General features: G+C 38.4%; 15 protein-coding genes. 5 read left to right on the top strand and 10 right to left on the bottom strand.

The features are described from left to right. Window positions 1-97: 97 nt before the first annotated feature. Window positions 98-8,668, top strand: a complete 8,571-nt coding sequence (locus ACFIKO_RS00350; RefSeq protein ID WP_375673035.1) for a GH36-type glycosyl hydrolase domain-containing protein — start codon at window positions 98-100, stop codon at window positions 8,666-8,668. 132 nt (window positions 8,669-8,800) lie between these two features. Further along, a complete protein-coding gene (gene pncB / locus ACFIKO_RS00345) occupies window positions 8,801-10,105 on the top strand; it encodes a nicotinate phosphoribosyltransferase (protein WP_375619255.1) in 1,305 nt (434 codons plus the stop codon). Between the two features lie 1,184 nt (window positions 10,106-11,289). Here the strand turns inward: pncB and ACFIKO_RS00340 are convergent. The 10 genes from ACFIKO_RS00340 to nth all read right to left on the bottom strand — a co-directional run bounded on the left by ACFIKO_RS00340 (window position 11,290) and on the right by nth (window position 21,033). After that, window positions 11,290-11,676 carry a YbaN family protein gene (locus ACFIKO_RS00340; RefSeq protein WP_012754508.1) on the bottom strand — a complete coding sequence of 129 codons (387 nt, stop codon included), beginning with the start codon at window positions 11,674-11,676 and terminating at the stop codon, window positions 11,290-11,292. Between the two features lie 407 nt (window positions 11,677-12,083). After that, on the bottom strand, window positions 12,084-12,989 hold the full coding sequence (locus ACFIKO_RS00335; RefSeq protein ID WP_375619256.1) for a metal ABC transporter permease: 906 nt from the start codon (window positions 12,987-12,989) through the stop codon (window positions 12,084-12,086). After that, window positions 12,986-13,852 (bottom strand): metal ABC transporter permease, encoded by an 867-nt coding sequence (locus ACFIKO_RS00330; protein ID WP_012754510.1) that lies wholly within the window; start codon window positions 13,850-13,852, stop codon window positions 12,986-12,988. The genes ACFIKO_RS00335 and ACFIKO_RS00330 overlap by 4 nt, the downstream gene beginning before the upstream one ends. After that, window positions 13,849-14,679, bottom strand: coding sequence for a manganese/iron ABC transporter ATP-binding protein (locus tag ACFIKO_RS00325; protein ID WP_375673034.1), 831 nt, complete (start codon window positions 14,677-14,679; stop codon window positions 13,849-13,851). Before ACFIKO_RS00325 ends, ACFIKO_RS00330 begins: the two co-directional genes overlap by 4 nt. Then, complete coding sequence (locus ACFIKO_RS00320) at window positions 14,676-15,584, bottom strand: metal ABC transporter substrate-binding protein (RefSeq protein ID WP_375619258.1); 909 nt, start codon at window positions 15,582-15,584, stop codon at window positions 14,676-14,678. Before ACFIKO_RS00320 ends, ACFIKO_RS00325 begins: the two co-directional genes overlap by 4 nt. Before the next feature lie 290 nt (window positions 15,585-15,874). Beyond that, window positions 15,875-18,289 carry a phenylalanine--tRNA ligase subunit beta gene (gene pheT / locus ACFIKO_RS00315; protein ID WP_375673033.1) on the bottom strand — a complete coding sequence of 805 codons (2,415 nt, stop codon included), beginning with the start codon at window positions 18,287-18,289 and terminating at the stop codon, window positions 15,875-15,877. A 32-nt stretch (window positions 18,290-18,321) separates the two neighbouring features. Further along, the gene (pheS, locus tag ACFIKO_RS00310) at window positions 18,322-19,404 is read right to left on the bottom strand and encodes a phenylalanine--tRNA ligase subunit alpha (protein ID WP_375619260.1); all 1,083 of its coding nucleotides are present in this window, start codon (window positions 19,402-19,404) and stop codon (window positions 18,322-18,324) included. Window positions 19,405-19,499: 95 nt separating this feature from the next. Next, on the bottom strand, window positions 19,500-19,901 hold the full coding sequence (gene rplT / locus ACFIKO_RS00305; RefSeq protein ID WP_012754515.1) for a 50S ribosomal protein L20: 402 nt from the start codon (window positions 19,899-19,901) through the stop codon (window positions 19,500-19,502). Between the two features lie 33 nt (window positions 19,902-19,934). Then, a complete protein-coding gene (gene rpmI, locus ACFIKO_RS00300) occupies window positions 19,935-20,138 on the bottom strand; it encodes a 50S ribosomal protein L35 (RefSeq protein ID WP_012754516.1) in 204 nt (67 codons plus the stop codon). Between the two features lie 154 nt (window positions 20,139-20,292). Continuing rightward, a complete protein-coding gene (gene nth, locus ACFIKO_RS00295) occupies window positions 20,293-21,033 on the bottom strand; it encodes an endonuclease III (RefSeq protein ID WP_375619261.1) in 741 nt (246 codons plus the stop codon). Between the two features lie 120 nt (window positions 21,034-21,153). Here nth and ACFIKO_RS00290 point away from each other — a divergent pair, with 120 nt between their 5' ends. The 3 genes from ACFIKO_RS00290 (at window position 21,154) to ilvD (ending at window position 24,696) form a co-directional block, all read left to right on the top strand. Beyond that, window positions 21,154-21,585: an Hsp20 family protein gene (locus ACFIKO_RS00290; protein ID WP_375619262.1), complete on the top strand. Its 432-nt coding sequence runs from the start codon at window positions 21,154-21,156 to the stop codon at window positions 21,583-21,585. A gap of 26 nt (window positions 21,586-21,611) precedes the next feature. After that, window positions 21,612-21,863, top strand: coding sequence for a DUF1150 domain-containing protein (locus ACFIKO_RS00285; RefSeq protein WP_012754519.1), 252 nt, complete (start codon window positions 21,612-21,614; stop codon window positions 21,861-21,863). 994 nt (window positions 21,864-22,857) lie between these two features. Then, window positions 22,858-24,696, top strand: a complete 1,839-nt coding sequence (ilvD, locus tag ACFIKO_RS00280) for a dihydroxy-acid dehydratase (protein ID WP_375619263.1) — start codon at window positions 22,858-22,860, stop codon at window positions 24,694-24,696. Window positions 24,697-25,528 lie beyond the last annotated feature (832 nt).

Below are 25,528 nucleotides of genomic sequence, written 5' to 3'. Positions count from 1 at the left end.
AAAAAGTTTGTTTTTTTGTCTATCAACGGTTCACTATTCAGATAAAATGCTTACAATTTAAATAAAAAACGATGTAATTGAATAACAATGGGACATTATGACGTGCATAATACCTTTCATAAAGTGCTTTTTTTCTCAAAAAGAGAAAAAAAACCATTTTATTAATACGGATTTTCCTCTTCGTGCAATTTATAAGGTACGGGAAGATCTTTATAACTTAGGGCATGATATAGCTTCTGGTAAAGAAATTTTACTCCCTGAATATGAAGGAGTAGAAGATTTTCGCAAGAGATTGAATGAAAATGCGAAACTTATTCTTAATGCCTTTCATACCAGTGATTTTGCAGCCCGAAATGATGAGACTATCGCACCGTCTGCTCAATGGCTCATTGATAATCATTACACCATTGATAAAACTATACAAAAGCTACGTCGTAATCTACCTAAGTCCTTCATAAAGCAACTTCCTCTTTCTACACACAAAGCGGAAATACCACGAATTTTTGCTTTAACTTGGCTTTATATTGCGCATACCGATAGCAGCTTTTCACAAGAAACACTCACTGCTATGACCAATGGATTTCAAGAAGTTTGTGCGCTCACAATTGGTGAATTGTGGGCTCTTCCTTCTGTTATGCAAATGCTGCTCATTGAAAATGTCCGTCGTCTTTCAGTACGTATCGAAAAAGCGCGACATATGCGCCATCTTGCTAGTCAAGTAGCTGATAAAATTTCTCTTGTAGAAAATAAAACAAATCTACACTCTCTCTTTACGCAGTATAAACCATTTACTGTTGATCCAACGTTTTCAGCACATTTATTCTATCGCTTGCGTAGTGCATCTGTCGATTCAACCGTAGCATTAACTTGGCTTGAAAAGCAATTGAAAAGCCAAGGCAGTAGCTTAGAGATTGCAACAGCTGATGAACATACCCGACAAGCAGCAGATGGTGTGACCATGGGAAATATTATCCGTGCTCTTAAAGCTATAGATGATGTTGATTGGACAGCATGGTTTGAAACAGTGAGTTGTGTCGATTCTATTTTGCGTAAAAATAGTGATTTTTCTGAAATTGATTCTCACTCACGCAATATTTATCGACAAGTCATTGAAAAAGTTGCACGCTTTTCGCCTCTTAGTGAGCTGGAAATTGCACATAAAGTTGTAGAAATGGCAAATTCCACTTCTAAAGATATGCCTCATCATTCTTGTGTGGGGTGGTACCTTGTTGATGATGGTCGTGGCATATTTGAAAAGGCTTGTGGATATATCCCGCCCTTTCTCATAAAATGGACACGAGCTTCCTGTTGCTCAAAATTGAGAGTTATCGCCATTCCTGTCTCTTTTCTGACGCTCGCTCTTTTGCTTGTAATTTACGCCCTTTTACAAATATCTGGCATGACATTAGGGATGTCTTTTTGCTTTACTGTATTAGCGCTTTTTCCTGCTATCGATGCTGCTTTTGCTTTATTTAACACTGTTGTTTCATGGTTTGTCCCATCAAGACAACTCATTGGCTATGAATATAAAGAAGGTATTCCAAAACATGCACGGACAATGGTTGTTGTACCTACTTTGATGACATCACGCGATGATATTGATGAACAAGTGCGCAATCTTGAAGTGCACTATCTTTCCAATCCTAAAGGTGCCATTCATTTTGCACTCATTACAGATTGGGTGGATGCTCCATTGAGAGAAACGCAAGATGATCTTGATTTATTGCACTATGTGCAAAAGAGTATTGATAAACTCAATAGTCGTTATCATTGTGATGAACTTCCTCTTTTTTTCCTTTTACATCGCCGACGCCTTTATAATACAAGCGAAAAATGTTGGATGGGATGGGAACGAAAGCGAGGAAAACTTCATGAACTCAATCGGCTCTTAAGAGGCGATAAAAACACAAGCTTTTATCCTCCCAATCCACACCTTCCTATGGATTGCCGTTTTGTTATGACGCTGGATTGTGATACACGTCTTACTCCAGAGAGCGTCGCGAAACTTGTTGGAAAGCTTAATCATCCACTCAATCATCCCATTTTTGATCCGCAAAGTGGAAAGGTTGTAAAAGGCTATAGCGTTTTACAACCACGCATTATTCCTTCTCTTACAACAGGAAAAAAAACATCAATTCTCCAACGGGTTTTTTCTATCAACCGTGGCATTGATCCTTATGTTTTTGCTGTTTCTGATACTTATCAAGATCTTTTAGGAGAAGGTACCTTTATCGGTAAAGGTCTTTATAATATTGATGCATTTGAACAAGCGCTTGATGGCAAAATTAAAGAAAATACTATTCTTAGTCATGATCTCTTAGAAGGAGGTTATGCTCGTACTGCTCTGGTAAGTAGCATAGAAGTCATTGAAGACTATCCAACCGCTTATAATATTGATGTTATGCGTTATCATCGCTGGATTCGCGGTGATTGGCAGCTTTTGCCTTATCTTTTTTCCCACCGTCAAATAAGTTCCGTGACGCGTTGGAAAATGCAGGATAATTTACGTCGTTCTCTTACTCCACTTATGTGGTTAATCGCAGCATTTGCAGGATGGACTTTTTTGTCTTTCAAGAGTGCAATTGTCTGGCAAATATTCTTGTTGTTTAGCTCCTTCATTTCTCCCATTCTATGTGTATTAAAAACGCTAGTCTCGTCCAATATAGATCATTCTTTGCGTGGACATTTTCAATTAATTTGGAACAAAACTGCTCTTACAAGCGCTGATATATTTCTTAAAACGACGTTTCTTGCTCATTCGGCGTATTTTATGACCGATGCGATTATTCGTACACTCTATCGTATGATGATTTCAAAACAGCATCTTCTTGAATGGAAAACTTCTGCCGCAACAAAATCAATGCCCAATAGTTTGCGTTTCTATGTTTTTATAATGGCACCAGCATCGCTTATTGGTGCCCTTACTGTAGCACTTCCTCTTTTTTCTGATAGTTTTGCAAGCTTGATTGCTTTGCCTTTTGGGATAGCATGGTTTTTTTCACCCTTCATTGCTTGGATTGTGAGTCAACCTTCAACCTTTCAAGATAGCCTTGATCTTTCCTCAAAAGATGAAAAAAAACTTCGCTCTATTGCACGGCGGACATGGCTTTATTATACAACCTTTGTCAATGCACAAAACAACTATTTGCCTCCCGATAATTTTCAAGAAGATCCTGAACCTCTTGTTGCTCAACGTACATCTCCTACGAATATTGGCGTTTATCTCCTTTCTATTATTGCTGCACGTGATTTTGGCTGGATTGGTTTTGAAGAGACCATTACCCGTATTGAATGTACATTACGCTCTCTCACAAAAATGGAAAAGTTCCGTGGTCATCTCTATAATTGGTATGAAACGGATACACTCAGGCCTCTTTTACCTACTTATGTATCAACCGTTGATTCAGGAAATCTTGCCGGTCATTTGATAACACTCGCTTCTGCCTTAAGTGAATGGGCTGAAAAACCGCCTCTTTTTTTTCAAAGTGATCGGGAAGGCTTATCGGATGTTCTTGTTATTCTTGAAGAAACTGTCAAAGAAATTCCAGATCATCAACCCAATTTACGCTCTTTACGTCAAAAAATCGAAGAAAACATCACTCGTTTTCATGACTCTGTCTTCACTTTTGTAAAACAAGAAAATACGATTCCTTCTCACATCATAGACCTTTCACATGCAGCCCACGATATTGTGCACTTAGTCAGTAAACTTGACCACAAAATTCAAACGATAGAATCTGCTCGTGCGCTTTCTTGGGCTAAATGCCTTATCGATACCTGTAACGCTTATCATCATGATGCGACTGCTCATTGTGATACTGAAAAATTACGTAAAAAACTAAACAGGTTGGCTATAGTTGCACGGCAAATAGCCTTTGATATGAAATTTGACTTTTTAGAACAGCCTAAACGGCATCTCTTATCCATTGGATATCGTGTTCAAGAAAACAAACTCGATGAAAATTGTTATGATCTACTTGCTTCAGAAGCACGTCTTGCAAGTTTTTTTGCTATCGCAAAAGGAGACATAAAACTTAAACATTGGTTTTGTCTTGGTCGACTCCTCGTACCCATAGGTTGGAAAGGTGCGCTCCTATCATGGTCTGGATCGATGTTCGAATATCTTATGCCATCTCTCGTAATGCATGAACCTTTAGGATCTGTCCTAGATCAAACAAATCGATTGATTATTCGTTGTCAAATACAATATGCTCATAAACGGGAATTGCCATGGGGTATTTCAGAGGCCGCATTTAACGCTCGCGATCATTTAATGAATTACCAATACGCTCATTTTGGTGTTCCAAACCTCGGACTCCAACGTGGTCTTTCACGCAATGCTGTCATTGCTCCCTATGCCAGCCTTCTAGCGGCACAATATGCTCCTGTTTGCGCTGTCGCTAATTTAAAACGACTTCGTGATCTTGGAGCTTTAGGAACATATGGTTATTATGACTCTGTCGATTTTACCCCTTCACGCGTGAAAACAGGGGAAAAATACGCTGTTGTACGCAATTATTATGCGCACCATCATGGCATGTCTATCCTTGCTCTTAACAATGTTATTTTTCAAGGGCGAATGCGTGACCGTTTTCACCGTGATCCCATTATTGAAGCAACGCAATTGCTGTTACAGGAAAGAGCGCCTCATCTCATTCCTATTATTCATACCAAAGCTGTTAATCGTATGCGCAATAAGTCTCAAGCACTTGACGCCGCTCCTTTGCGCATTATTACAAACCCGTTGCTCAAACCACGAGAAACGTTACTTTTGTCTAATGGCTTTTATTTTACCATGCTAACAGCGAATGGTTCTGGCTACAGTCGGTGGCACGATTATGCGATTACGCGCTTTATTCCTGATGCAACAGAAGATCAACAAGGTACTTTATTCTTCTTACGCGATACGCATAGTGGACGGTGGTGGTCTGTTACTAGTGAGCCAACACGTGTTATTGAAGAAGAAGCTGTCAGCATTTTTACAGATGAAAAGGCTGAATATACAAAAATGGTTGATGGTATAAAATCAACACTTGAATGTCTTATTACATCTGAAGGATGTGGCGAAGGTAGACGTATTCAACTGATGAATACGACAAATAAAGAGCGCCTCATTGAAGTGACTTCTTATGGTGAATTAGCGCTTGCCACAATGGATACAGACGAAGCTCATCCTGTTTTTTCCCGTATGTTTATAGAGACAGAAATTGCTGAGGAAGGTAAAACAATTTTTGCTAAAAGGCGCAAACGCTCACCTAGCGATCCTGAAATCTATGTTGCCCATTTTGTCTCTAGTACAACAGATATTCTCCAAGAGACAGAAGCTGAAACGGATCGCTCTCTGTTTATTGGGCGGGGTCGATCTATTCATCGGCCCGCTGCATTTGACCAAAATACTCGTTTCAGTAACAGTCAAGGTTGTGTTCTTGATCCTATTATGTCATTGCGATGCCGTATCAAAATTTCAGCATATGGAAAAGCAGAACTTATTTTTTGGACTTTTGCTGCTCATACAAAAGAAGCGCTGCATAATCATATTAAACATTATCGACAACCCGATATGTTTCAAAAAGAACTTTCAAGGGCATGGACGCGCTCACAAGTCGCACTGTATCAGAGCGGAACCCAGCCTAAAGAAGCTATTGTCTATCAAAAATATGCCACATCGCTTATCTACCTTGATCGAACATGGCGTCTTTCTCCTGAAATATTAGCAAAAACGCTTGGAAAACAGTCCGATCTTTGGCCTATGTCCATTTCAGGAGACAATCCACTCTGTCTCCTTAGATTAAATAACGAGGGAAATATCTCTGTACTGCGTGAGCTCCTTAAAGCACACGAATATTGGCGTATGCGCGGACTCATCGTTGATTTGGTAATTCTCAATGAACAAGTATTTTCCTATATACAAAATACACAACGGGCTCTTGAATGGGTCTGTGAATCTTATCGACACCACGCACAAGAGGCAGATGAACGCCAACATATTTTCATGCTTCAGCGTGACAAAATAAATGAACAAAGTTTTAAAACGCTTCTTGCATCAGCGCGCATCGTTCTTGATGCCCAAAATGGCTCTTTATCTGAACAGCTTAAACGATTTGATGAGAGTGATTTTGATCTTACAGTTCATAAAAATTATCATGAATTGCATGATCAATTAGATTACCAAAAATATAACGAAGGAAGGCAAGTTACAACACAAACTGAACAAAATTTTTTTGCTTCCATTGGTCTTATTAGCCAACGAAAACCATCCTCTTTTCCCATAAATGGAGAAGATCTAAAATATTGGAATGGTTACGGTGGTTTTAACCAGTATAACCATTATGTAATACGTCTTCATGGACGTACAACCACACCGCACCCGTGGATTAACGTCATCGCTAATCACAAATTTGGTTTTCATGTCTCTGCTGAAGGTGCAATTTTTACTTGGGGTAACAATAGCCGCGATTATAAATTAACTCCTTGGGCAAATGATCCAACATCTAACCGGCCAGGAGAAGCACTTTATCTGGTTGATCGCCAGTCTTTAAAACGTTTTTCACCCGTTTCTGCTGTAGAATGTGATGAAAATATTGTCTATGAGGCTTGTCATGGTTTTGGATTTTCAACTTTTAAATCGACACATTCAGAAATTGCATTAGAACTGACTCATACACTCGATCCGGAAAAACCAGTTCGCTTTTCACGTCTTACCCTCACGAATGAAGGGACAAAACCACGCAGTTTACGCCTTTATAATTATGTTGAATGGGTTTTGGGAAATACCCGTACAAAATATGCCCCCTTCATTATTTCCTCTTATGAGGACAAAAGGGGTGTACATTTTATTCAAAATCCTTATCACATTGAAAAATCTCAACAAGTCACATTTTTATCGGCATCTGAAATGCCAACCAGCACCACAACCAATCGTGCTGAATTTATTGGTGCAACGGGAACCGTAACGCATCCAACTGCGATCCGTAAAGCTGGTGCTCTTTCGAATACCATTGAAGCAGGATGTGATCCTTGTTCAGCATTTTCCTATGATATTGATCTTCAAGCAGGGCAAACAAAAGAAATCATCTTTTATCTTGGCAGTGCTGAAAATAGACAAGAAGCTGAAAAATTACTTAATCACGTACGTGCAAGTGATTTTGAAATTCTGCTCACAAAACAAAAACAGCAATGGAGCGATTTTGTTTCTCCTTTTCAAGTTAAAACACCGGATCCCTCTTTTGATATTATGGTCAATCATTGGCTCCCTTATCAGACCTATGCATGCCGCATCATGGCACGTGCAGGATTTTACCAAGCTAGTGGCGCATTCGGTTTCCGCGACCAATTGCAAGATAGCTTGTCTTTGCTCTTACTTGAACCCCAACTGGCACGTGAACAATTGTTAAACGCCGCCGCGCACCAATTTCTTGAAGGAGATGTGCAACATTGGTGGTTACCCGATACAAATGCTGGTGTTCGTATGCGCATTTCTGATGATATTGTTTGGCTTGCATATGCAACAGCTCTTTATGTCAATACCACTGGCGATGATACCTTTCTTGATACGCTCATTCCTTTTATTGAAGGCGATATGCTCAAAAGTGGGCAACAGGATGCTTATTTTCAACCCACCCAATCCTCAATGGTTGCAACAGTTTATGAACATTGTGTTTTAGCTTTAGACCTTGCCATTAAACGTTGTGGACCCCATGGTCTCCCTCTTATTTTAGGTGGGGATTGGAATGATGGCATGAATTTGGTAGGTGTGGAAGAAAAAGGTGAAAGCACTTGGTTAGGGTGGTTTCTTGGTACTACATTACAAGCATTTATTCCTTTGGCCAAAAAACGTGGTGATAACAGCCATATGCAAATATGGAGTACATACCTTGAACGCTTAACAAAATCTCTAGAGGAAAACGGTTGGGATGGTGCTTGGTATCGACGTGGTTATTTTGATGATGGAACACCTCTTGGTTCTAAAATCAATGATGAATGCCAAATTGATACCATTGCTCAATCTTGGGCTGTCATTTCTCAAATGGCGTCGCCTGAACATCAAAAGCAAGCAATGACATCAATGTTGGAACATCTCTATGATAAAAAAGGCGGACTTATTCGCCTTTTTTGGCCACCTTTTGACAAAAGCACACTTGAGCCTGGTTATATAAAAGGTTATCCTCCAGGAATCCGAGAAAATGGTGGTCAATACACGCATGGTGCCATTTGGAGTATTTTAGCATTGGCAAAAATGGGGCAAAACGATAAAGCTTATGCGTTATTTTCTATGATTAACCCGATTACCCATGGACAAGATCCTGAAACTTATCGTGTTGAACCTTATGTGATGGCCGCAGATATTTATTCTGTTGAACCACGATGTGGTCAAGGCGGTTGGACATGGTATACAGGCTCAGCCGGTTGGTTTTATCGCGCTGCAACACAAGCTATTCTTGGAATACAGCGTCAGGGAGACCTGTTGTTTTTACAGCCACATTTACCCTCTATTTGGCCAAAATATGAAGCAACAATGAAGTTTTATGATGCCGTTTATACCATTAAAGTAAAATGGGGACCTAAAAATATGCTCCATGTTAATGGCAAAAAATATACCGAAGTTCATGCGGGGATAAAGTTACACAAAACAGGTCAGCATGAAATTATACGTATTGTTAAATCTTAGAGATGAAAGATGAAAAAGAGAGCAGACTTTTTTATTCTTGCCCAAAACTGTAGAGTTGTTATATCGCACCGCCTATATTGTCCGTGTTGGTGCATAATATTTTAGATTTTATGAAACTGAAAGAAAAAGGTTATGAATCATCCGGATATTGCTAGACGTGTTTACAATCATACTTGGAAACTTGATCCCATTATTCGTTCACTTCTTGATACGGATTTTTATAAGCTTCTTATGGTACAGATGATTTGGGGGTTGTATCCTGATGTTAATGTTACTTTTTCCCTCATAAATCGCTCTAAAACAATACGTCTTGCCGATGATATTGACGAGAGTGAATTACGTGCTCAACTTGATCATGCTCTTAGTTTGCGCTTTACAAAAAAAGAAATGATCTGGCTTGCTGGTAATACATTTTATGGACGCAAACAAATTTTTGAACCGGATTTTCTTCAGTGGCTTGAGAATTTTCAACTCCCAGAATATGAACTAACCCGCAAAGATGGCCAATATATGCTTCATTTTTATGGTTCGTGGGCTCATAGCTCTATGTGGGAAATTCCAGCCCTTGCTATTATCAGTGAATTACGTTCACGTGCAGCTATCAAAAAACTAGATCGTTTTGCTCTTGATGTACTTTATGCGCGTGCTAAAGCAAAAATGTGGAGTAAAGTTGAACGTCTCAAAAAATTGCCTGATATTAAAATATCTGACTTTGGGACAAGGCGTCGCCATTCTTTTTTATGGCAGCGCTGGTGTGTGGAAGCATTAAAAGAAGGCATTGGTAATTCTTTTACTGGAACTTCTAATGTTCTTCTTGCCATGGATACGGATTTAGAAGCTCTTGGAACCAATGCACACGAATTGCCCATGGTTATTGCGGCTCTCAGCAACAACGATGATGAATTACGCAGAGCTCCATATCAAGTCTTGCAAGATTGGAACCGTTATTATGGTGGAAATCTTCTCATTGTTTTACCTGATACCTTTGGTACAGAAGCATTTTTACGCAATGCACCAGATTGGGTCGCTGATTGGACAGGTTTCAGACCCGATAGTGCACCCCCTATTGAAGGTGGCGAACGTATTATTCAATGGTGGAAAGAAAAAGGAAAAGATCCACGCGAAAAACTTTTAATTTTTTCTGATGCTCTTTATGTCAATACAATTGAAAAAACCTATCATCATTTCCATGGTAGAGTGCGCATGAGTTTTGGATGGGGCACGGATCTTACCAATGACTTTACAGGCTGTGCACCTCAGGAAATCGAAACTCTTGATGCTCTTTCCCTTGTTTGTAAGGTGACCTATGCCAATGGTCGACCAGCCGTAAAGCTTTCAGATAATCCTGAAAAAACGATCGGTGATTCAAAAGAAGTACAACGTTATCTCAATTTTTTTGGTAATAAAAAGCGAATTGCTAGACCTATAAAGACGTAGTTTCCGGTTCTTTAAATGAGTATACTGACTCATCATATTGTTTATAAGATTGATTTTTATCCTGCCCTAAGGATGAGGGTTCTTAACCTTTGCTGGTCTGTAAATAGTTCGGTTGTTTTTTGAGCAGATTCTACTTGGGCTACCACGCATACGCTTCACTTACATAAGGATCGACAGATCAGACTTAAAAATATTCACTACGCATTAAAAAAATACTTAACTTGCTAGGGAAGTTTAGCCAAGGGGGCTTCCTTATATCATTGTCATAAATAACGGTGTTATACAGTACAATAAGATACTATCATTTTGCATGTTGAAAGAGCGTGTGCGAATATCATAAATTTTTCTCATTTCAACCCTGTTAAATCAAGCACACTCATCTCCTTGTATGTATGAAGGTTTTCAAGTTTTAAGGGTTATTGTTGTAGCTCGACAGTAGGTTTGTACTAAGTGGGAAGAGATCGGATTAAGTAGGAATACGTGGTAATTTGTTATTTTTATGTACAATTTTGACTATTAAATGCGCGTTTTGTCAAAATAGATTTTTACGCCTAAAATTGCAAAAATTACCGAAAATCAGAAAAAAATGCGTTTCCATAGTAAAAATGAAAAAAGGCTTTGAAACTCCTTTGAGAACACCTTTAAAATTCTTTGAAAAAAAAATAAATTGATACAAAACCCAGTGTCAAAATATACAAAACCAAATGACAAGCTACAATTGTAACATTAGAAATTGCTAAGGTAACATTGGAGGATGACAAATAGCACGGTGACTATCGGTGTGCATTTTGTAAGACAAGGATGATGATGTTTGCTTTGTATTATATCCTCATTAAGAGATATGAAAACAAACGAAACGTCTTTTTAGAAAGAAAAGGCTATCATATCAATGACTTTTCAATGACGTATATATAGAGATTCATACAAACATGTCTTATAAAAATAATGACTCTCTTCCATGAATGTGGTTTATCCAAGTGAGAACATTTTGAGTGTGCGTAAACAGTCTTCTTTGTTCATAAAAATCATTTCACAAATATATTATTAATTAATTGCTTTCAAAAAGCTTACTACGTCATATGCATTTTGGATATGGAGAGCTTATATTCAAAACTTAAAGGTCCTCATAGTTTTTACAAATAAGTCGAAGCTAAAAAGAATATCTCATAAAGCCTTTTCTATCATTATGAAGATGGACGTGTTACAATATAAATGGCAATCAGCAGTAATATAACCGCAACAAGTAAGGAAATCCATAAAGGAGGGTGTACCATTACGAAAAAGGATAAAAATCCTCCTGTCATACTCATTATTGCAAAAACTTTAATGAATGGAGAGATTGCTTTTTTTTCTTCCCATCGCTTAATAGGGGGACCAAAAATACGATGATTATTCAACCATTGATGAAAACGTGGAGAAGAACGCGTAAAACACCATGAGGCAACTAACAAAAAAGGCACAGTTGGCATAATAGGTAATACTACACCGATAATACCTAATATAACCATTGTCCACCCTGCTATATAATAGCAGATACGCAAAGGGTGAGATATCTTCAAATCTTTTTTCATTTTCTTGTATTTTTTTCCTCTACGCAAAATCCTCTAAAAAAACATTATATCTGTTTTTTTCTGTTTACATGTCTGAGTGCACAATTACGTTCTACCCCTTCATGCGTAAGCGTCTTTGTTGTTATAAGTTCCTTGAAAATACCGAATAGCTTACGCAATATGATAATCATTTTAAGTGATTTCAAGAAAAGAGAAGAGATTTTAGAAAATCAAAAAAATAAAAAGGCTGCAGAATAAATCAATGCAGCCTCTTAATTAAGAATGCAGCGTTGGGGGGAGAAAATGTACCGCATTCACTTGCTAGACATTAGGAGGAAAAATAACCTAGCACCCTGAACATTAATTAAAATAGAAATGAGAAACAATATATAAAAATGCATGGCTGATATGCATGAATTTTAACACTTTTAAGTTTCTTGAACTGTGTTTCGACCAAAGAAAATCATCATGAAAATAGCCATAAAAATCAACGTCAAGATCAACACAATTGTGGAAGCAGAATCAGAGCCGATAAATAAGCTGAGATAAATCCCTAAAAAACCAGAAAAAGCTGCAACAAGTATAGCGATCATTAACATAAAAGAAAACCGCTTTGTAACAAGATAGGCAATTGCTCCTGGTGCTATCAGTAAAGAAATAACGAGCACGATACCTACAGCTTTCAAAGCCGCAACAATTGTAAGAGAAATCATCGTTAGAAGGGTATAGTGGAGTAGAGATATTGGTAACCCCATTGCATGTCCTTGAACTGTATCAAAAATATACAACATAAAGTCGCGCCATTTTGCTGCTAAAATGAAAGTGACAACAACAGAAATGATCGCCGTTTGTGTTATATCAAGCCAGTTAACACCCAAAAGATTACCAAATAGAATATGATTCAAATCTAAGCTACTATAAATAGACGTGGCTAAAACAAGCCCCAAACCAAACATTGAAGAAAAGACCACTCCCATCACCGTGTCCTGTTTGATACGGCTATTGCTCCCTAAAAAACCCGTTAATAGTGCACACACCATCCCTGCAACAAAAGCACCACAAGTAATCAGAGTCATTGTAATGTTCTCTGGACGCATATGCTGAAACCAAGCAAATGGCAAAGAAGTTAAAAATGCGATTACCCATGGTGTTGTCATATAACCAACAACAACACCTGGAAAAACTGCATGAGAAATGGCATCGCCTAACAGCGCCCATCCTTTCAAAATAAGAAAACAGGAAAGCATCGCCATGGGAATAGAAAGAATCATGACAATAAGCATACCCTTAAGCATAAAAGAAAACTGAAACGGAAGCAGTAATTGATCAATCATGATAATATTACACCCTTTTTTGCCGCATTTATGCGTAAGCGCGCAGCAATATACCCATGTTTAGGAGCAAAAATAAAAGCCAAAACAAATAAAGATGCTTGAAAAAGCACAACAACCCCCCCCGTTTGTGCATTTAAAAAATAACTCACATAAACACCCAAGACACTTGTAAATGTTCCAATTACAACTGCAATAACCAAGATATTCACGAAACGATCACTTAAAAGATAGGCTGTTGCCCCAGGTGTCACAACAAGACAAATGACTAAGAATGCTCCAACGGTTTGCATAGCAGCAACAGTACAAGCGGCAAGTAATGTGAAAAAGAGAATCTTTAAAAACTTTACATTTAATCCAATGGCATGCGCATGCGTTTCATCAAATAACGAAACAAGAAGATCTTTCCATTTCAAAAGCAATATAAGCAACGAAAAAAAGCCGATAAAAGCCAATTGTAGAATATCTGATGAACTAACGGCTAAAATATTTCCCAAAACAATCGTATCAATATTAACAGCCATTGGTTTTAATGATTTGAGAAACAACCCAAAGGCAAAAAAGGAAGAAAAAATGAGCCCAATAATGGTATCTTCTTTAAGTTTTGTTCGGTGGTTAAAAAAGAGCATTGCTGCTGCTGCAAGACCACCAGAAAAAAAAGCGCCGAGTGAAAAAGGTAATCCTAAAAGATAAGCTCCTGCTACACCAGGAACAATCGAATGGGAAAGAGCATCACCAATCAATGACCAACCTTTTAACATCAAAAAAGCTGAAAGAAAGGCACAAACACACCCAACTAACCCAGAAACCCACATTGCATTCACCATATATTGATAGCTCAGTGGCTCAAGCAACCAAGAAATCATGCAACGTGCTCCACTCTTTCAATATCTTCACAAACTGCAGACTGCTTTCTTCCCATGAAAACATCATTTTTTTTTGTGCTTTGAAGATCAAAAATATGGTGGTGCAAAGACCCTCCAAAAGTTTTCTCCAGATTTTCCTTTGTAAAGATTTTTTCTGTTAACCCAGAAGCTAAAACGGTTCCTTTTATTAAAACTGTATGATCACAAAATTCGCGAACAGAACCCAAATTGTGCGTTGAAACCAAGATCACTGCTCCTTCTTTACGAAGGTCTTGTAACAAAGCAATGATTTTATCTTCTGTTGTAACGTCAACCCCTGTAAACGGCTCATCTAATAAAATAGCTTTTGCTTTCTGTGCAAGAGCGCGCGCTAGGAAAACACGCTTTTTCTGTCCACCAGAAAGTTCTCCAATCTGGCGCTTGGCAAAAGCCAACATATCAACGCGTTCTAAGGCAATACGAACGGCTTCATAATCTTGTGTACGGGCATAGCGAAAGAAATTCATATGACCGTACCGTCCCATCATTACAACGTCTTCGACTAAGACAGGAAAATTCCAATCAACATCTTCACTTTGAGGAACATAAGCAATAAGGTTTTTTTTCAAAGCTATATCAACGGGCAAATCAAACATGCGAATTTTTCCCTTTGAGGGGCGTACAAACCCCATAATCGCTTTAAATAACGTTGACTTACCGGATCCATTAACACCAACTAATGCCGTAACAGACCCCTTTGGACTTTCAAAGTTCACTTCGCGTAAAGCTGTATGTCCATTACGATAAGTTACCGTTACTCCTTGGGCAAATATTCCAGATTTCGTCATTGGCTTTTTACTCCCTCTAATAAAGCATTGCTAATACGCCCACTCGTGACACGTAATAAATCAATATAAGTGGGTACCTCACCATTTTTCTCACTTAAAGAATCAACATAAAGAACACCACCGTATTTAGCCCCTGTTTCTCTGGCAACCTGCTTAGCAGGCGCAGGGGAAATAGTGCTTTCAGAAAAAACTGCATGAATATTGTATTTGCGAACCATATCAATAACATGCTTGACCTGCTTTGGTGTTCCTTGCTGGTCAGCATTGATGGGCCATAAATAAAGTTCTTTTAGATTAAAATCACGCGCCAAATAGCTAAATGCTCCCTCACTGGTCACAAGCCAACGCTTATCTTGCGGTACGGCTTCTAATTCAGCCTTAATTGGATCAATCGTTGCACGAATTTTTTGTTTATAAATTTCAGCATTCTCTTTATAAATAGCAGCATGTTCAGGATCATATTTTACAAAAGCATCGCGAATATTATCAACGTAAATCAAAGCAGAGGTTGGTGACATCCACGCATGAGGATTGGGTTTACCGCTAAAGGGGCCCTCACCAATTTTAATGGGTACAATACCTTTTGAAACAACAACACTTGGAACATCCTTGATATTTTGAAAAAACTTTTCAAACCAAAGCTCTAACTCTAATCCATTCCACAATACAAGGTTAGCTCCCTGAGCACGCATAAGATCGCGTGGGGTGGGTTGATATTCATGAATTTCCGCACCTGGTTTTGTAATGGATTCAACCTCAGCAGCATCACCTGCTACATTGCGTGCCATATCAGCAATGATGGTGAATGTCGTAACAGCTTTAAATTTACCAGCACACAAAGCAAAATTGGGTGTAAAAAAAATAACACTTCCAAAAACTATGGTGAAAAACGTTCTTACGTTCATTGATTCTCTCTTTCCTTTATATGCCTTCTTTTATTGCAAATAATTTGCATTATCATTTAGCAATAGCAGTTATCTTTTACATTTGCAATGAAGGATTAAGAGAAAAAATAACTTTTCAAGATGTTTAAAAACAGCTTTTTTCATATTGAAAAAATTGATGATTTAAGCAGCTTATTTTAGTAAGGAGATCTGCTTTCAAGAAGCCCTATAGCTCTTGAATGCCAAAGAAAAAGGGAGCACTCAAAAATGCTCCCACTTCATGTAAAATATCTCATAAAAAATGAGAATACTCAGTAGCGCAAATATGCACCTGTCATTTTGGTAACATTATCCACGATCTTTAAGGCAAGCTTTTCTAAATCTTCATCTGTTAGAGTCCGTTCTATGGGCTGAATAGTTACTTCAATCGCAACAGATTTTTTATCTTCGCCAAAGCTTAAATCTTCAAAAATATCAAAAACCTGCACTGAATTAATAAGTTTTTTATCGGCTCCACTTGCTGCACGAATAATAAGAGAAGAGGCAACAGTTTTATCCGCTATAAAGGCAAAATCACGCCGCACCATTTGAAAAGGTGAGAGTTTCAAAGGAGGACGGTTTTTGGTCGTTTTTCTCTTTGATTCTGGAATTCTGTCTAGAAAAATTTCAAAGCCGCATAAAGGGCCACTGACATCTAACTTTTCTAATGTAGCAGGATGAAAAACACCAAAAAAACCAAGAATAATCTTTGATCCAAGTTTTATGACACCTGAACGACCAGGATGATACCAATCTGGCGCTCCAACTTCAATCTGCACTTTCCCAACATCCATATCGCATGCTTCTAAAATAGCTAAAGCATCTGCTTTGGCATCAAAAACATCAACGACGGTTGCATTTCCATTCCAAAAACGACCAGCTCCTTTAAATTGCTCTGTTCCGCGACGAATCCCACTAACAACACGGTGTTGTTTATCAGGGGTATCGCCTTCATAAATATTGGAAACTTCAAACAAAGCAAGATCGGAAAAACCACGATCAGCATTTCTCTGTGCCGCCATAATCAAGCCAGGTAAAAGGGAAGGACGCATCATTGACATATCAGCAGCAATAGGATTAACCAATTTAAGCTCTTCTTGACCTCCTCCAAAAGCGAGAGCTTGATTTTCAGAAATAAAAGACCATGTTACCGCTTCTTTCATACCACGTTGCACTAAAGCCAAACGTGTAGCACGTGAACGAATTTGTGCGCATGTTAAAATTTGATCTTTTCCTTCTGCGAAGTTTTCCAAAGGAATAGGTTTAATTTTATCTAGCCCATAAATCCTCATGACTTCTTCCACCAAATCGGCTTTCCCCATAATATCAGGGCGCCATGATGGTACTTTTACTGTAACGACATCTCCTTTTCCTTCAATGAAAAATCCAAGTTTTGTTAAAATAGAGATGACTTTTTCAGGATCTATTTCCAAATTTGTTAAACGTTTAATTTCAGAAAAAGGAAAAGCGATCTGTTTGATTTCTTGTTGCTGATAGCCGACGATTCTCTTCTTAGATACTTCACCACCACAAAGACGTAAGACCAATTCTGTTGCAATCTCAAGTCCTGTTTCTATAAAAGCCGGATCAACACCTCGTTCAAATCGATAACGTGCATCACTGATAAGACCTAATGCTCTTCCTGTTTGTGCAATGCTTTGTGCATCCCAAAGCGCTGATTCAATAATAACGCGATGTGTTGTTTCATCACAACTCGTTCTTTCACCGCCCATGATACCGGCAATCGAAACAATCCCCTCTTCATCTGCAATGACACAATTCTTAGCGCCCAAATGATAGATTTTTCCGTTCAGTGCTTGAAGCTGTTCTCCCTCACGAGCACAACGTACACACAAATTACCTTTAATTTTATCTGCATCAAAAACATGAAGTGGACGACCAAGGTCAAAACTTATGTAATTGGTCATATCAACAAGCGCATTAATCGGTCTCAAACCAATTGCATTCAAACGCTGTTGCATCCACTGAGGTGATGCACCATTTTGAACATTGCGCACTTCACGCCAAGCAAAACCTAAACATAATGATGAATCTTGCGAAAAATCTAATGAAACATCGAGAGGTGTTTCAAAGGAAGGCTCAAATTTTGACAAAGATAATTCTTTTAATTTTCCCATTCCAGCGGCAGCAAGATCACGGGCAATACCACGAACACCTGTACAATCAGAGCGATTGGGGGTCAAGCCAATATCAATGATCGGATCATCTAAACCAGCATAAGTTGCAAATGAATCTCCAATAGGTGCATCTTCTGGAAGTTCGATAATCCCGTCATGTTCATTTGATAATTCAAGCTCCGCTTGCGAACACATCATCCCAAAACTTTCAACACCGCGGATTTTTCCTACAGATAATGTCACATCGAGTCCTGAAATATAAGTGCCTGGTAATGCAAGAACACCAACAAGACCTGCACGCGCATTTGGTGCCCCACAGACAACTTGAACAGGTGTAGAAGTCCCTGTATCGACGGACAGAATCTGGAGTTTATCTGCATCAGGATGCTTTATTGCTGTTAAAACTTTTGCAATCACAAAACCTTTTAAAGAAGACCGATCATCAACGTAATCAACCTCAAGACCTATAGCTGTTAGCTTCTCACAAATTTCATCCAAAGATGCACCTGTCTCTAAGTGATCTTTTAACCACGACAACGTAAATTTCATTTTAAAACCTCACATGAAAGCGATGACTAAGATCACACATTTCTATTAGGAAAAAAAGCAGGCATATCAAAGCAACGAAAGCCATAATGGTCTAACCAACGCAGATCAGCATCAAAAAAAGCTCGTAAATCAGGCATACCGTATTTCAACATGGCAATACGATCAATGCCCATTCCCCATGCGAAACCTTGATATTCATCGGGATCTAAACCAACATTTTTCAACACATGAGGATGCACCATTCCACATCCTAAAATTTCCAACCAATCCTGTCCTTCTCCGAACTTTACTTCTGAACCAGAACGATCACATTGAATATCCACTTCCATAGATGGTTCGGTAAAAGGGAAAAAAGAGGGACGAAAACGCATTTTTACAGAGTGAACTTCAAAAAATTCTTTACAAAAGGTTTCATGTAGCCACATCATATGGGCAATGGTGGAGGTTTTATCAATGACAAGACCTTCTACCTGATGGAACATGGGCGAATGCGTCGCATCCGAATCCATGCGGTAAGTTTTTCCAGGAATAATGATCCGTATCGGTGCTTTTTGTTTTTCTAGTGTGCGAATTTGTACGGGTGATGTATGGGTCCGCAATAATTTTCGTTCTCCCATTTTATCGACATCAAAAAAGAAGGTATCATGCATTTCGCGTGCTGGATGCCCTTCAGGAAAATTCAATGCCGTAAAATTATAATAATCTGTTTCAATATCAGGTCCCTCTGCAAGAGAAAAACCCAACTTCGTATAAATGGCAATAATTTCCTCAATCACCTGTGAAATAGGATGAATGCGTCCCCGTTCTATAGGTGAAGAGCGAACAGGCAAGGTAACATCAACCGTTTCACGAGAAAGACGGGCATCTATTGCCTGTCTTTTCAGAAGATCACGTTTTTGCGCCCATAATTCTAAAATACGATTTTTTAATCCATTAAGAACTGGTCCAACTTTATGGCGCTCGCTAGCATCCATCTTCCCTAATGCTTTTAATTTTTCAGAGATGCTACCTTTTTTACCCAATGCTGCAATACGCACTGCTTCAAGTGCCTGTTCATCACCCGCTGCCTCTAAGGCTAAACAAATTTCTTGTTCCAGACGCTCAATATCGTTCATATTTTTGCCTATTTCTTTAATAAAAAAAAACCCGCACTCGCAACAGCCAGCACGGGACCTCGAATAAATAAATGCTTTAAGAGAACACGACTGGCTTACTTGACAGCGCCTTCAAAAGCATTAGGCGTCGTATCTTTTAAATATTCCAAAGCCTTTTTTGCCGAAGCTACTAAAGCAGAAAATGCTTCTGCTTCGTGGATTGCTATATCTGAAAGAACCTTACGATCAACCTCAATACCGGCTTTTGATAAGCCATCAATAAAACGTCCATAAGTTAAACCTTCTGCGCGAACAGCCGCATTAATTCTCTGAATCCACAAAGCACGGAAAGTACGTTTCCTATTTTTGCGATCACGATAAGCGTATTGCTTTGAACGATCAACTGCTGCTTTAGCTGCACGAATGGTATTTTTACGACGACCGTAAAAACCTTCAGCCTGTTTAAGAACTTTTTTGTGCTTAGCGTGTGCTGTCACACCTCTTTTCACACGTGCCATATTATAATCTCCTCAAAATCAAAAGCGTAAGGTTTAAACACCATTCGGCAAATAATGCTGAACGACTTTTTTAGCATCTTGTTCACACAAAACCATTGTTCCACGTGCATCGCGAATAAATTTATTCGAACGCTTAATCATACCGTGGCGCTTACCGGCAGCTGCTACTTTAATTTTTCCTGACGCAGTGATTTTAAACCGCTTTTTAGCGGATGATTTGGTCTTCATCTTGGGCATTTTGCTACTCCGTACATTAATTTATTCAATAAAATATTTTATTCACTCAAGCGGACCAACGCTTGAACAAGCATTTAAACAGCCACGGCATGCCCTGCCGGGCAGTTCTAATAGTGTTTCCATAAGCCACTACACACAAAATAGCAAGACCGTATTACAAAAAAATCGGAGCTCCATTGCCTTGAAGCTCAACTAAAGGTGCCGGAATAGCATTTGTTTTGATAGCTGCTTTACATAGATCAGCAATAATGCATTGCCTACATTGTGCTTTACGTGCTTGGCAAACATAGCGTCCGTGTAAAATCAGCCAATGATGCGCATGACGAAGATAATGGATTGGTATAATCTTTAATAATTTTTTCTCAACAATCTCTGGTGTTTTGCCAGGCGCTAAACCAAGACGATTGCTTAAGCGAAAAATATGTGTATCTACTGCCAATGTAGGCTGACCAAAAGCAACATTCAAAACAACATTAGCTGTTTTGCGCCCCACTCCAGGAAGGGACATAAGTGCTTCACGCGTATCAGGTACTTGACCACCATAACAATCAATTAAACAGTTACAAAGTGCATAAACATTGCGTGCTTTTGCTCGCCAAAGACCAATTGAACGGATATGATGTGCTATTTCTTCTTCTCCTAATGCAACCATTTTTTCCGGTTGATCAGCAAGGTGAAATAATTCTTTTGTCGCTTTATTAACGCTTACATCTGTCGCTTGAGCCGAAAGCACAACGGCAACCAAAAGCGTAAAAATATTTGTATAGATAAGATCACTCTTAGGCGCTGGACGTTGCACAGAAAAACGGCGAAATATTTCTGCAATTTCATTTTCATTATATGATATACTAGATAAATTTCGCACTTTTGACAATTTTATGGTACTTTGAGGCATTGAACTCTCTTAAATCTTTTCTCTTGAAGTTATCATTCACGCTCGCCATATGAGAGGAATGCAGCGAGCACTTTTATAGAGTTTGGTCAAGTAAAGCCATTTTAAAGAGGATACTCATGAATGACACATGTGACACCTTTCTCCAATCCCTTTCTTTTAGGGTTTGAAACCGTAGAAAAAATATTGCAACGTATCGGTAAAGTTGATGAGGCTTACCCAGCCTATAACATTGAACGTTTGCATAAAAATGATGATGCAAATCATATCCGGATAACTTTAGCTGTTGCTGGATTTAAGATTAACCATCTTAATATTTTGCTCGATGATAATCAATTGGTTATTCATGGTAAACAAACAGACAACCAAAATCATCAATATTTATATCGCGGTATAGCTGCGCGACAATTCCAGCGAACCTTTGTTCTCGCGGAAGGGATGCATGTTACAAATGCAGAGTTGAAAAATGGTCTTTTATCAATTAATCTGTATCAACCAAAGTTAAAAAAAGAAATAAAACAGATTCCAATTAAAATCAGTAGTGGTGAGTCATAAAAGTTAAGGCGTAAAGGAACAGTGAAATGGGAGAACATAAACAAAACTTGTCGTTTCAGAACACATCCTACTCTGATGCGGGACAGATTGCCTATTTAAAAAAAGTTTGTACAGATGATCTGGCTAAAAATTTTCCAGATCTTCCACCAATGACCCCAGGAATTACGATATGGGCTCTTTTTGGTGAAACAGGTTATCCTATCATTTTATCCGATGAGCGTTCTATCGCCCTTGCTGGAGCCAATGAGCATGAACTACAAATTGTAACTTTGCACTAGATTACCTTACGAGAAAACGCTGTACTCTTTATACATTCTATCTGTTTTTTCGTAAAGGGTTTAATGTGAGTTATAATGAGATAAGTATTGGTTTATATTCATAATTAATTTTTTACAACTGGAATGAGAGTCCCGAATATCATAAGGTTCTCTCATTTTAGATCCTCTTGTATTAAAACAATTAAATTCACTTGCTTGTATGTCACACGCAGGGAGAGCCGTGTGGATAAAAACGCTTGAAGAAAGTAATAAAAATATCTCTTGTTAATTGTCTTAATTACCAAGGATGTTCGCAATATTGGGGATGAGAAAAATGTATGATGATGTCAGTTTGCTTCTTCATAAGTGTGAAGATGTTCTCTATAGATTTATATTATTCACGGGGATTTTTATACCATTCATAGGCGCTATCGTGAAATAGGTTCGAGTGTGCATTGAAAGATGTTTCTTTAAAATGAGTACATAAAGGCTATACAAGTATATTTTGTTTGAGGTGTTCTGTTCTTCCCGAGGGGAGTAACTCCATTGAAGAGTGTAAAAACAAAAGCATGAGATAATGCGTCATCATTATTTAAAATATATTGCTATGAATGCTTTTGAAAGGTGTAAAGCTGAATTGTAAGGAGATGATAGATTTTTACCATGATGCCTTTATATTCTTTCCAAATTAGGCTGTCTTCTTGTTCCAGAAATTACGCAAACAGATAGATGCAATATACTTACCAAATCTGGCATACAAAAATCTGGAACAGTTCGTGTTACACTAAAGCGTTTTGATATTTGTCTCAAACGTGGAATTGCACAGGGATTAGATGTTGATTAACAGGTAATAAGAAAAACAAAGGCTTTACGAAAAAGTTTATGCAGAGCTTTTAATTTTGTGCTTCAACTGCCTCAGTACAAGGTATTTTTCTCTTTTGAATATTAAAGCTCTTGTTTTTATAATGAAGTTACAGCACAACAAGCAAAATGAAATTATTTGAGGGGAAAAATAATGCCTTCTTACCGTTCAAGAATATCAACCCACGGGCGTAATATGGCAGGAGCTCGTGGACTTTGGCGTGCAACAGGGATGAAAGATACTGATTTTGGTAAACCCATTATTGCGATTGCGAATTCTTTTACACAATTTGTACCAGGGCATGTCCATTTAAAAGATCTTGGGCAATTAGTCGCACAACAGATAGCAGTTGCCGGTGGTGTTGCGAAGGAATTTAATACCATTGCTGTAGATGATGGAATTGCGATGGGGCACGATGGAATGCTCTATTCTTTGCCCTCACGTGAAATCATTGCTGATTCTGTAGAGTACATGATTAATGCACATTGTGCGGATGCACTTGTCTGTATTTCTAATTGTGACAAAATTACGCCTGGTATGTTAATGGCTGCTTTACGGTTGAATATTCCGACAATCTTTGTTTCAGGCGGTCCTATGGAAGCAGGTAAGATTAAATGGAAGGATCAAGATCTAAGGGTTGATTTGGTCGATGCCATGGTTGCAGCAGCTTCAGAACAGAATTCAGAAGAAGAAGTTGCTGAAATGGAGCGTGCTGCCTGTCCTACATGTGGTTCTTGTTCCGGAATGTTTACGGCTAACTCCATGAATTGCTTAACGGAAGCATTGGGGCTTTCGCTTCCCGGAAATGGATCAATGTTAGCAACACATGCAGATCGACGGATGCTTTTTGAAGAAGCTGGAAAACAGATTGTTGCATTGGTTAAACGTTATTATGAAAAAGATGATGAAACAGTTTTGCCGCGCTCTATTGCTTCACGCAAGGCTTTTGAAAATGCAATGACCGTTGATATTGCCATGGGGGGATCAACCAATACAGTACTGCATCTTTTAGCCGCGGCGCAAGAAGGTGAGGTGGATTTTACCATGACGGATATTGATCATCTTTCACGTCGTGTTCCTGTTTTATGTAAGGTTGCTCCTGCTGTTGCAAATGTACATATGGAAGATGTTCATCGCGCTGGTGGTATTATGGGGCTTTTAGGCGAACTGGATGCGGCGGGACTCATTGATACGTCAACTTATACGGTTCACGCAAAAACGATGAAAGAAGCTCTTTACCGTTGGGATGTGAAACAAACTAATGAACCAACAGTTCGTACATTTTATCGTGCTGCTCCTGGTGGTATTCCAACACAGACAGCTTTTAGCCAATCTTGTCGCTATGAGACCCTTGATCTTGATCGTGAAAAAGGTGTGATTCGCGATAGGGAACATGCATATTCACAAGATGGAGGATTGGCAGTTCTTTATGGAAATCTTGCAAAAGATGGCTGCATTGTAAAAACAGCAGGCGTTGATCAATCAATTTTAACTTTTAAAGGTCCGGCAAGAATTTTTGAAAGCCAAGATTCAGCTGTTTCAGCTATATTAACTGATAAGATTAAAATAGGTGAAATTGTTTTAATCCGTTATGAAGGTCCACGTGGTGGACCAGGAATGCAAGAAATGCTTTATCCAACAAGTTATCTAAAATCTAAAGGATTGGGCAAGGTTTGTGCACTTGTTACGGATGGACGTTTTTCAGGAGGAAGTTCAGGGCTCTCGATAGGGCATATTTCACCAGAAGCTGCTGAAGGAGGAGAAATTGCGTTGGTGGAGGAGGGGGATATCATAGAAATTGATATTCCAAATCGTAGAATTCATATGTTGGTGGATGACGTTGAGATGAAGCAGCGCCGTGCTAAGATGGAAGCAAAAGGAAAAGGTGCTTGGCAACCGATTGAGAAGCGTCAACGTAAAGTTTCAAAGGCTCTCAAAGCTTATGCAGCGATGACCACATCTGCTGCAAAGGGTGCAGTACGTAATATTTGATGAGTTTATGAACTTATCAGAATATTTCGAGTCATGATAAGTATGATTAAAAAGCTATCAATATAACTAAAAGCTGCTGCGGATTTTTTATTTTAGCAGCTATGTAAGACAGATAAAGATAGATATGGTATGATTACGTTTCATATCATATTTCAATTTTATACGAAATTACGATTTCCTGTTCTTATATTTATGAAAGTATTGTACTGGTGCCATTATCTTGTTGTACCGTAAAAACACTGTCACTTAGGGCTGTGATATATGACATCCTCCTTAATATATTAAGTGTTTTTTAGTGTGGGGTGAATATTCTTAGACTTGTTTATCAAGCTTTTAGTTTAAGTGAATCACATGACTAGGAAGTCAAGGTAAATCCCTTAGAATCTGGACTGTTTGCAGACTTGATTCGAATGAAAATCTTTATCCTTTGAGGTGCGGGAAGGAGTTTAAGGATATTTAGGAAAATAAAATGCTGCTGTGATATATCTGATTATATAGTTCATATGAAAACAGTAAAAGAGCTCTTTATAACTTAAAATGTGAAGAAAATGCGAGAACCCATTATCTGTGAATTTATTATGCAAAATGGGGTGGCATCCCAACACCGACAGCTTTAAACTAAAACTGTTGCTATGATAACAATAATATTGATTGTGAAAAAGCATAATTCATTAAATATTGCGTATTTGCAAGGTGGAGGAGATTTCATGATAATCTTTACAAAAAACGACTATCTTGTAAAATAGTCCGTATTGACCAATTTTTTGTATACGGGTCAATATTGACCTAAGGAAATATGAAATATAATGCATAGGATTTTGCCTCTATATGC

The organism is Bartonella sp. TS82HLJMH (assembly GCF_042193495.1).
In the GTDB taxonomy this organism is placed as follows: domain Bacteria; phylum Pseudomonadota; class Alphaproteobacteria; order Rhizobiales; family Rhizobiaceae; genus Bartonella; species Bartonella grahamii.
This window is presented reverse-complemented; position numbering and strand designations above follow the sequence as displayed.

What these genes read in the sequence shown, in the direction of transcription:
- ACFIKO_RS00335 (WP_375619256.1), bottom strand. Translation starts at nt 12,989, where the DNA reads ATGATTGATCAATTACTGCTTCCGTTTCAGTTTTCTTTTATGCTTAAG.
- pheT (WP_375673033.1), bottom strand. Translation starts at nt 18,289, where the DNA reads ATGAAATTTACGTTGTCGTGGTTAAAAGATCACTTAGAGACAGGTGCA.
- rplT (WP_012754515.1), bottom strand. Translation starts at nt 19,901, where the DNA reads ATGGCACGTGTGAAAAGAGGTGTGACAGCACACGCTAAGCACAAAAAA.
- pheS (WP_375619260.1), bottom strand. Translation starts at nt 19,404, where the DNA reads ATGAACGATATTGAGCGTCTGGAACAAGAAATTTGTTTAGCCTTAGAG.
- ACFIKO_RS00320 (WP_375619258.1), bottom strand. Translation starts at nt 15,584, where the DNA reads ATGAACGTAAGAACGTTTTTCACCATAGTTTTTGGAAGTGTTATTTTT.
- pncB (WP_375619255.1), top strand. Translation starts at nt 8,801, where the DNA reads ATGAATCATCCGGATATTGCTAGACGTGTTTACAATCATACTTGGAAA.
- nth (WP_375619261.1), bottom strand. Translation starts at nt 21,033, where the DNA reads ATGCCTCAAAGTACCATAAAATTGTCAAAAGTGCGAAATTTATCTAGT.
- ACFIKO_RS00285 (WP_012754519.1), top strand. Translation starts at nt 21,612, where the DNA reads ATGGGAGAACATAAACAAAACTTGTCGTTTCAGAACACATCCTACTCT.
- ACFIKO_RS00340 (WP_012754508.1), bottom strand. Translation starts at nt 11,676, where the DNA reads ATGAAAAAAGATTTGAAGATATCTCACCCTTTGCGTATCTGCTATTAT.
- ilvD (WP_375619263.1), top strand. Translation starts at nt 22,858, where the DNA reads ATGCCTTCTTACCGTTCAAGAATATCAACCCACGGGCGTAATATGGCA.
- ACFIKO_RS00325 (WP_375673034.1), bottom strand. Translation starts at nt 14,679, where the DNA reads ATGACGAAATCTGGAATATTTGCCCAAGGAGTAACGGTAACTTATCGT.
- ACFIKO_RS00330 (WP_012754510.1), bottom strand. Translation starts at nt 13,852, where the DNA reads ATGATTTCTTGGTTGCTTGAGCCACTGAGCTATCAATATATGGTGAAT.
- rpmI (WP_012754516.1), bottom strand. Translation starts at nt 20,138, where the DNA reads ATGCCCAAGATGAAGACCAAATCATCCGCTAAAAAGCGGTTTAAAATC.
- ACFIKO_RS00350 (WP_375673035.1), top strand. Translation starts at nt 98, where the DNA reads ATGACGTGCATAATACCTTTCATAAAGTGCTTTTTTTCTCAAAAAGAG.
- ACFIKO_RS00290 (WP_375619262.1), top strand. Translation starts at nt 21,154, where the DNA reads ATGACACATGTGACACCTTTCTCCAATCCCTTTCTTTTAGGGTTTGAA.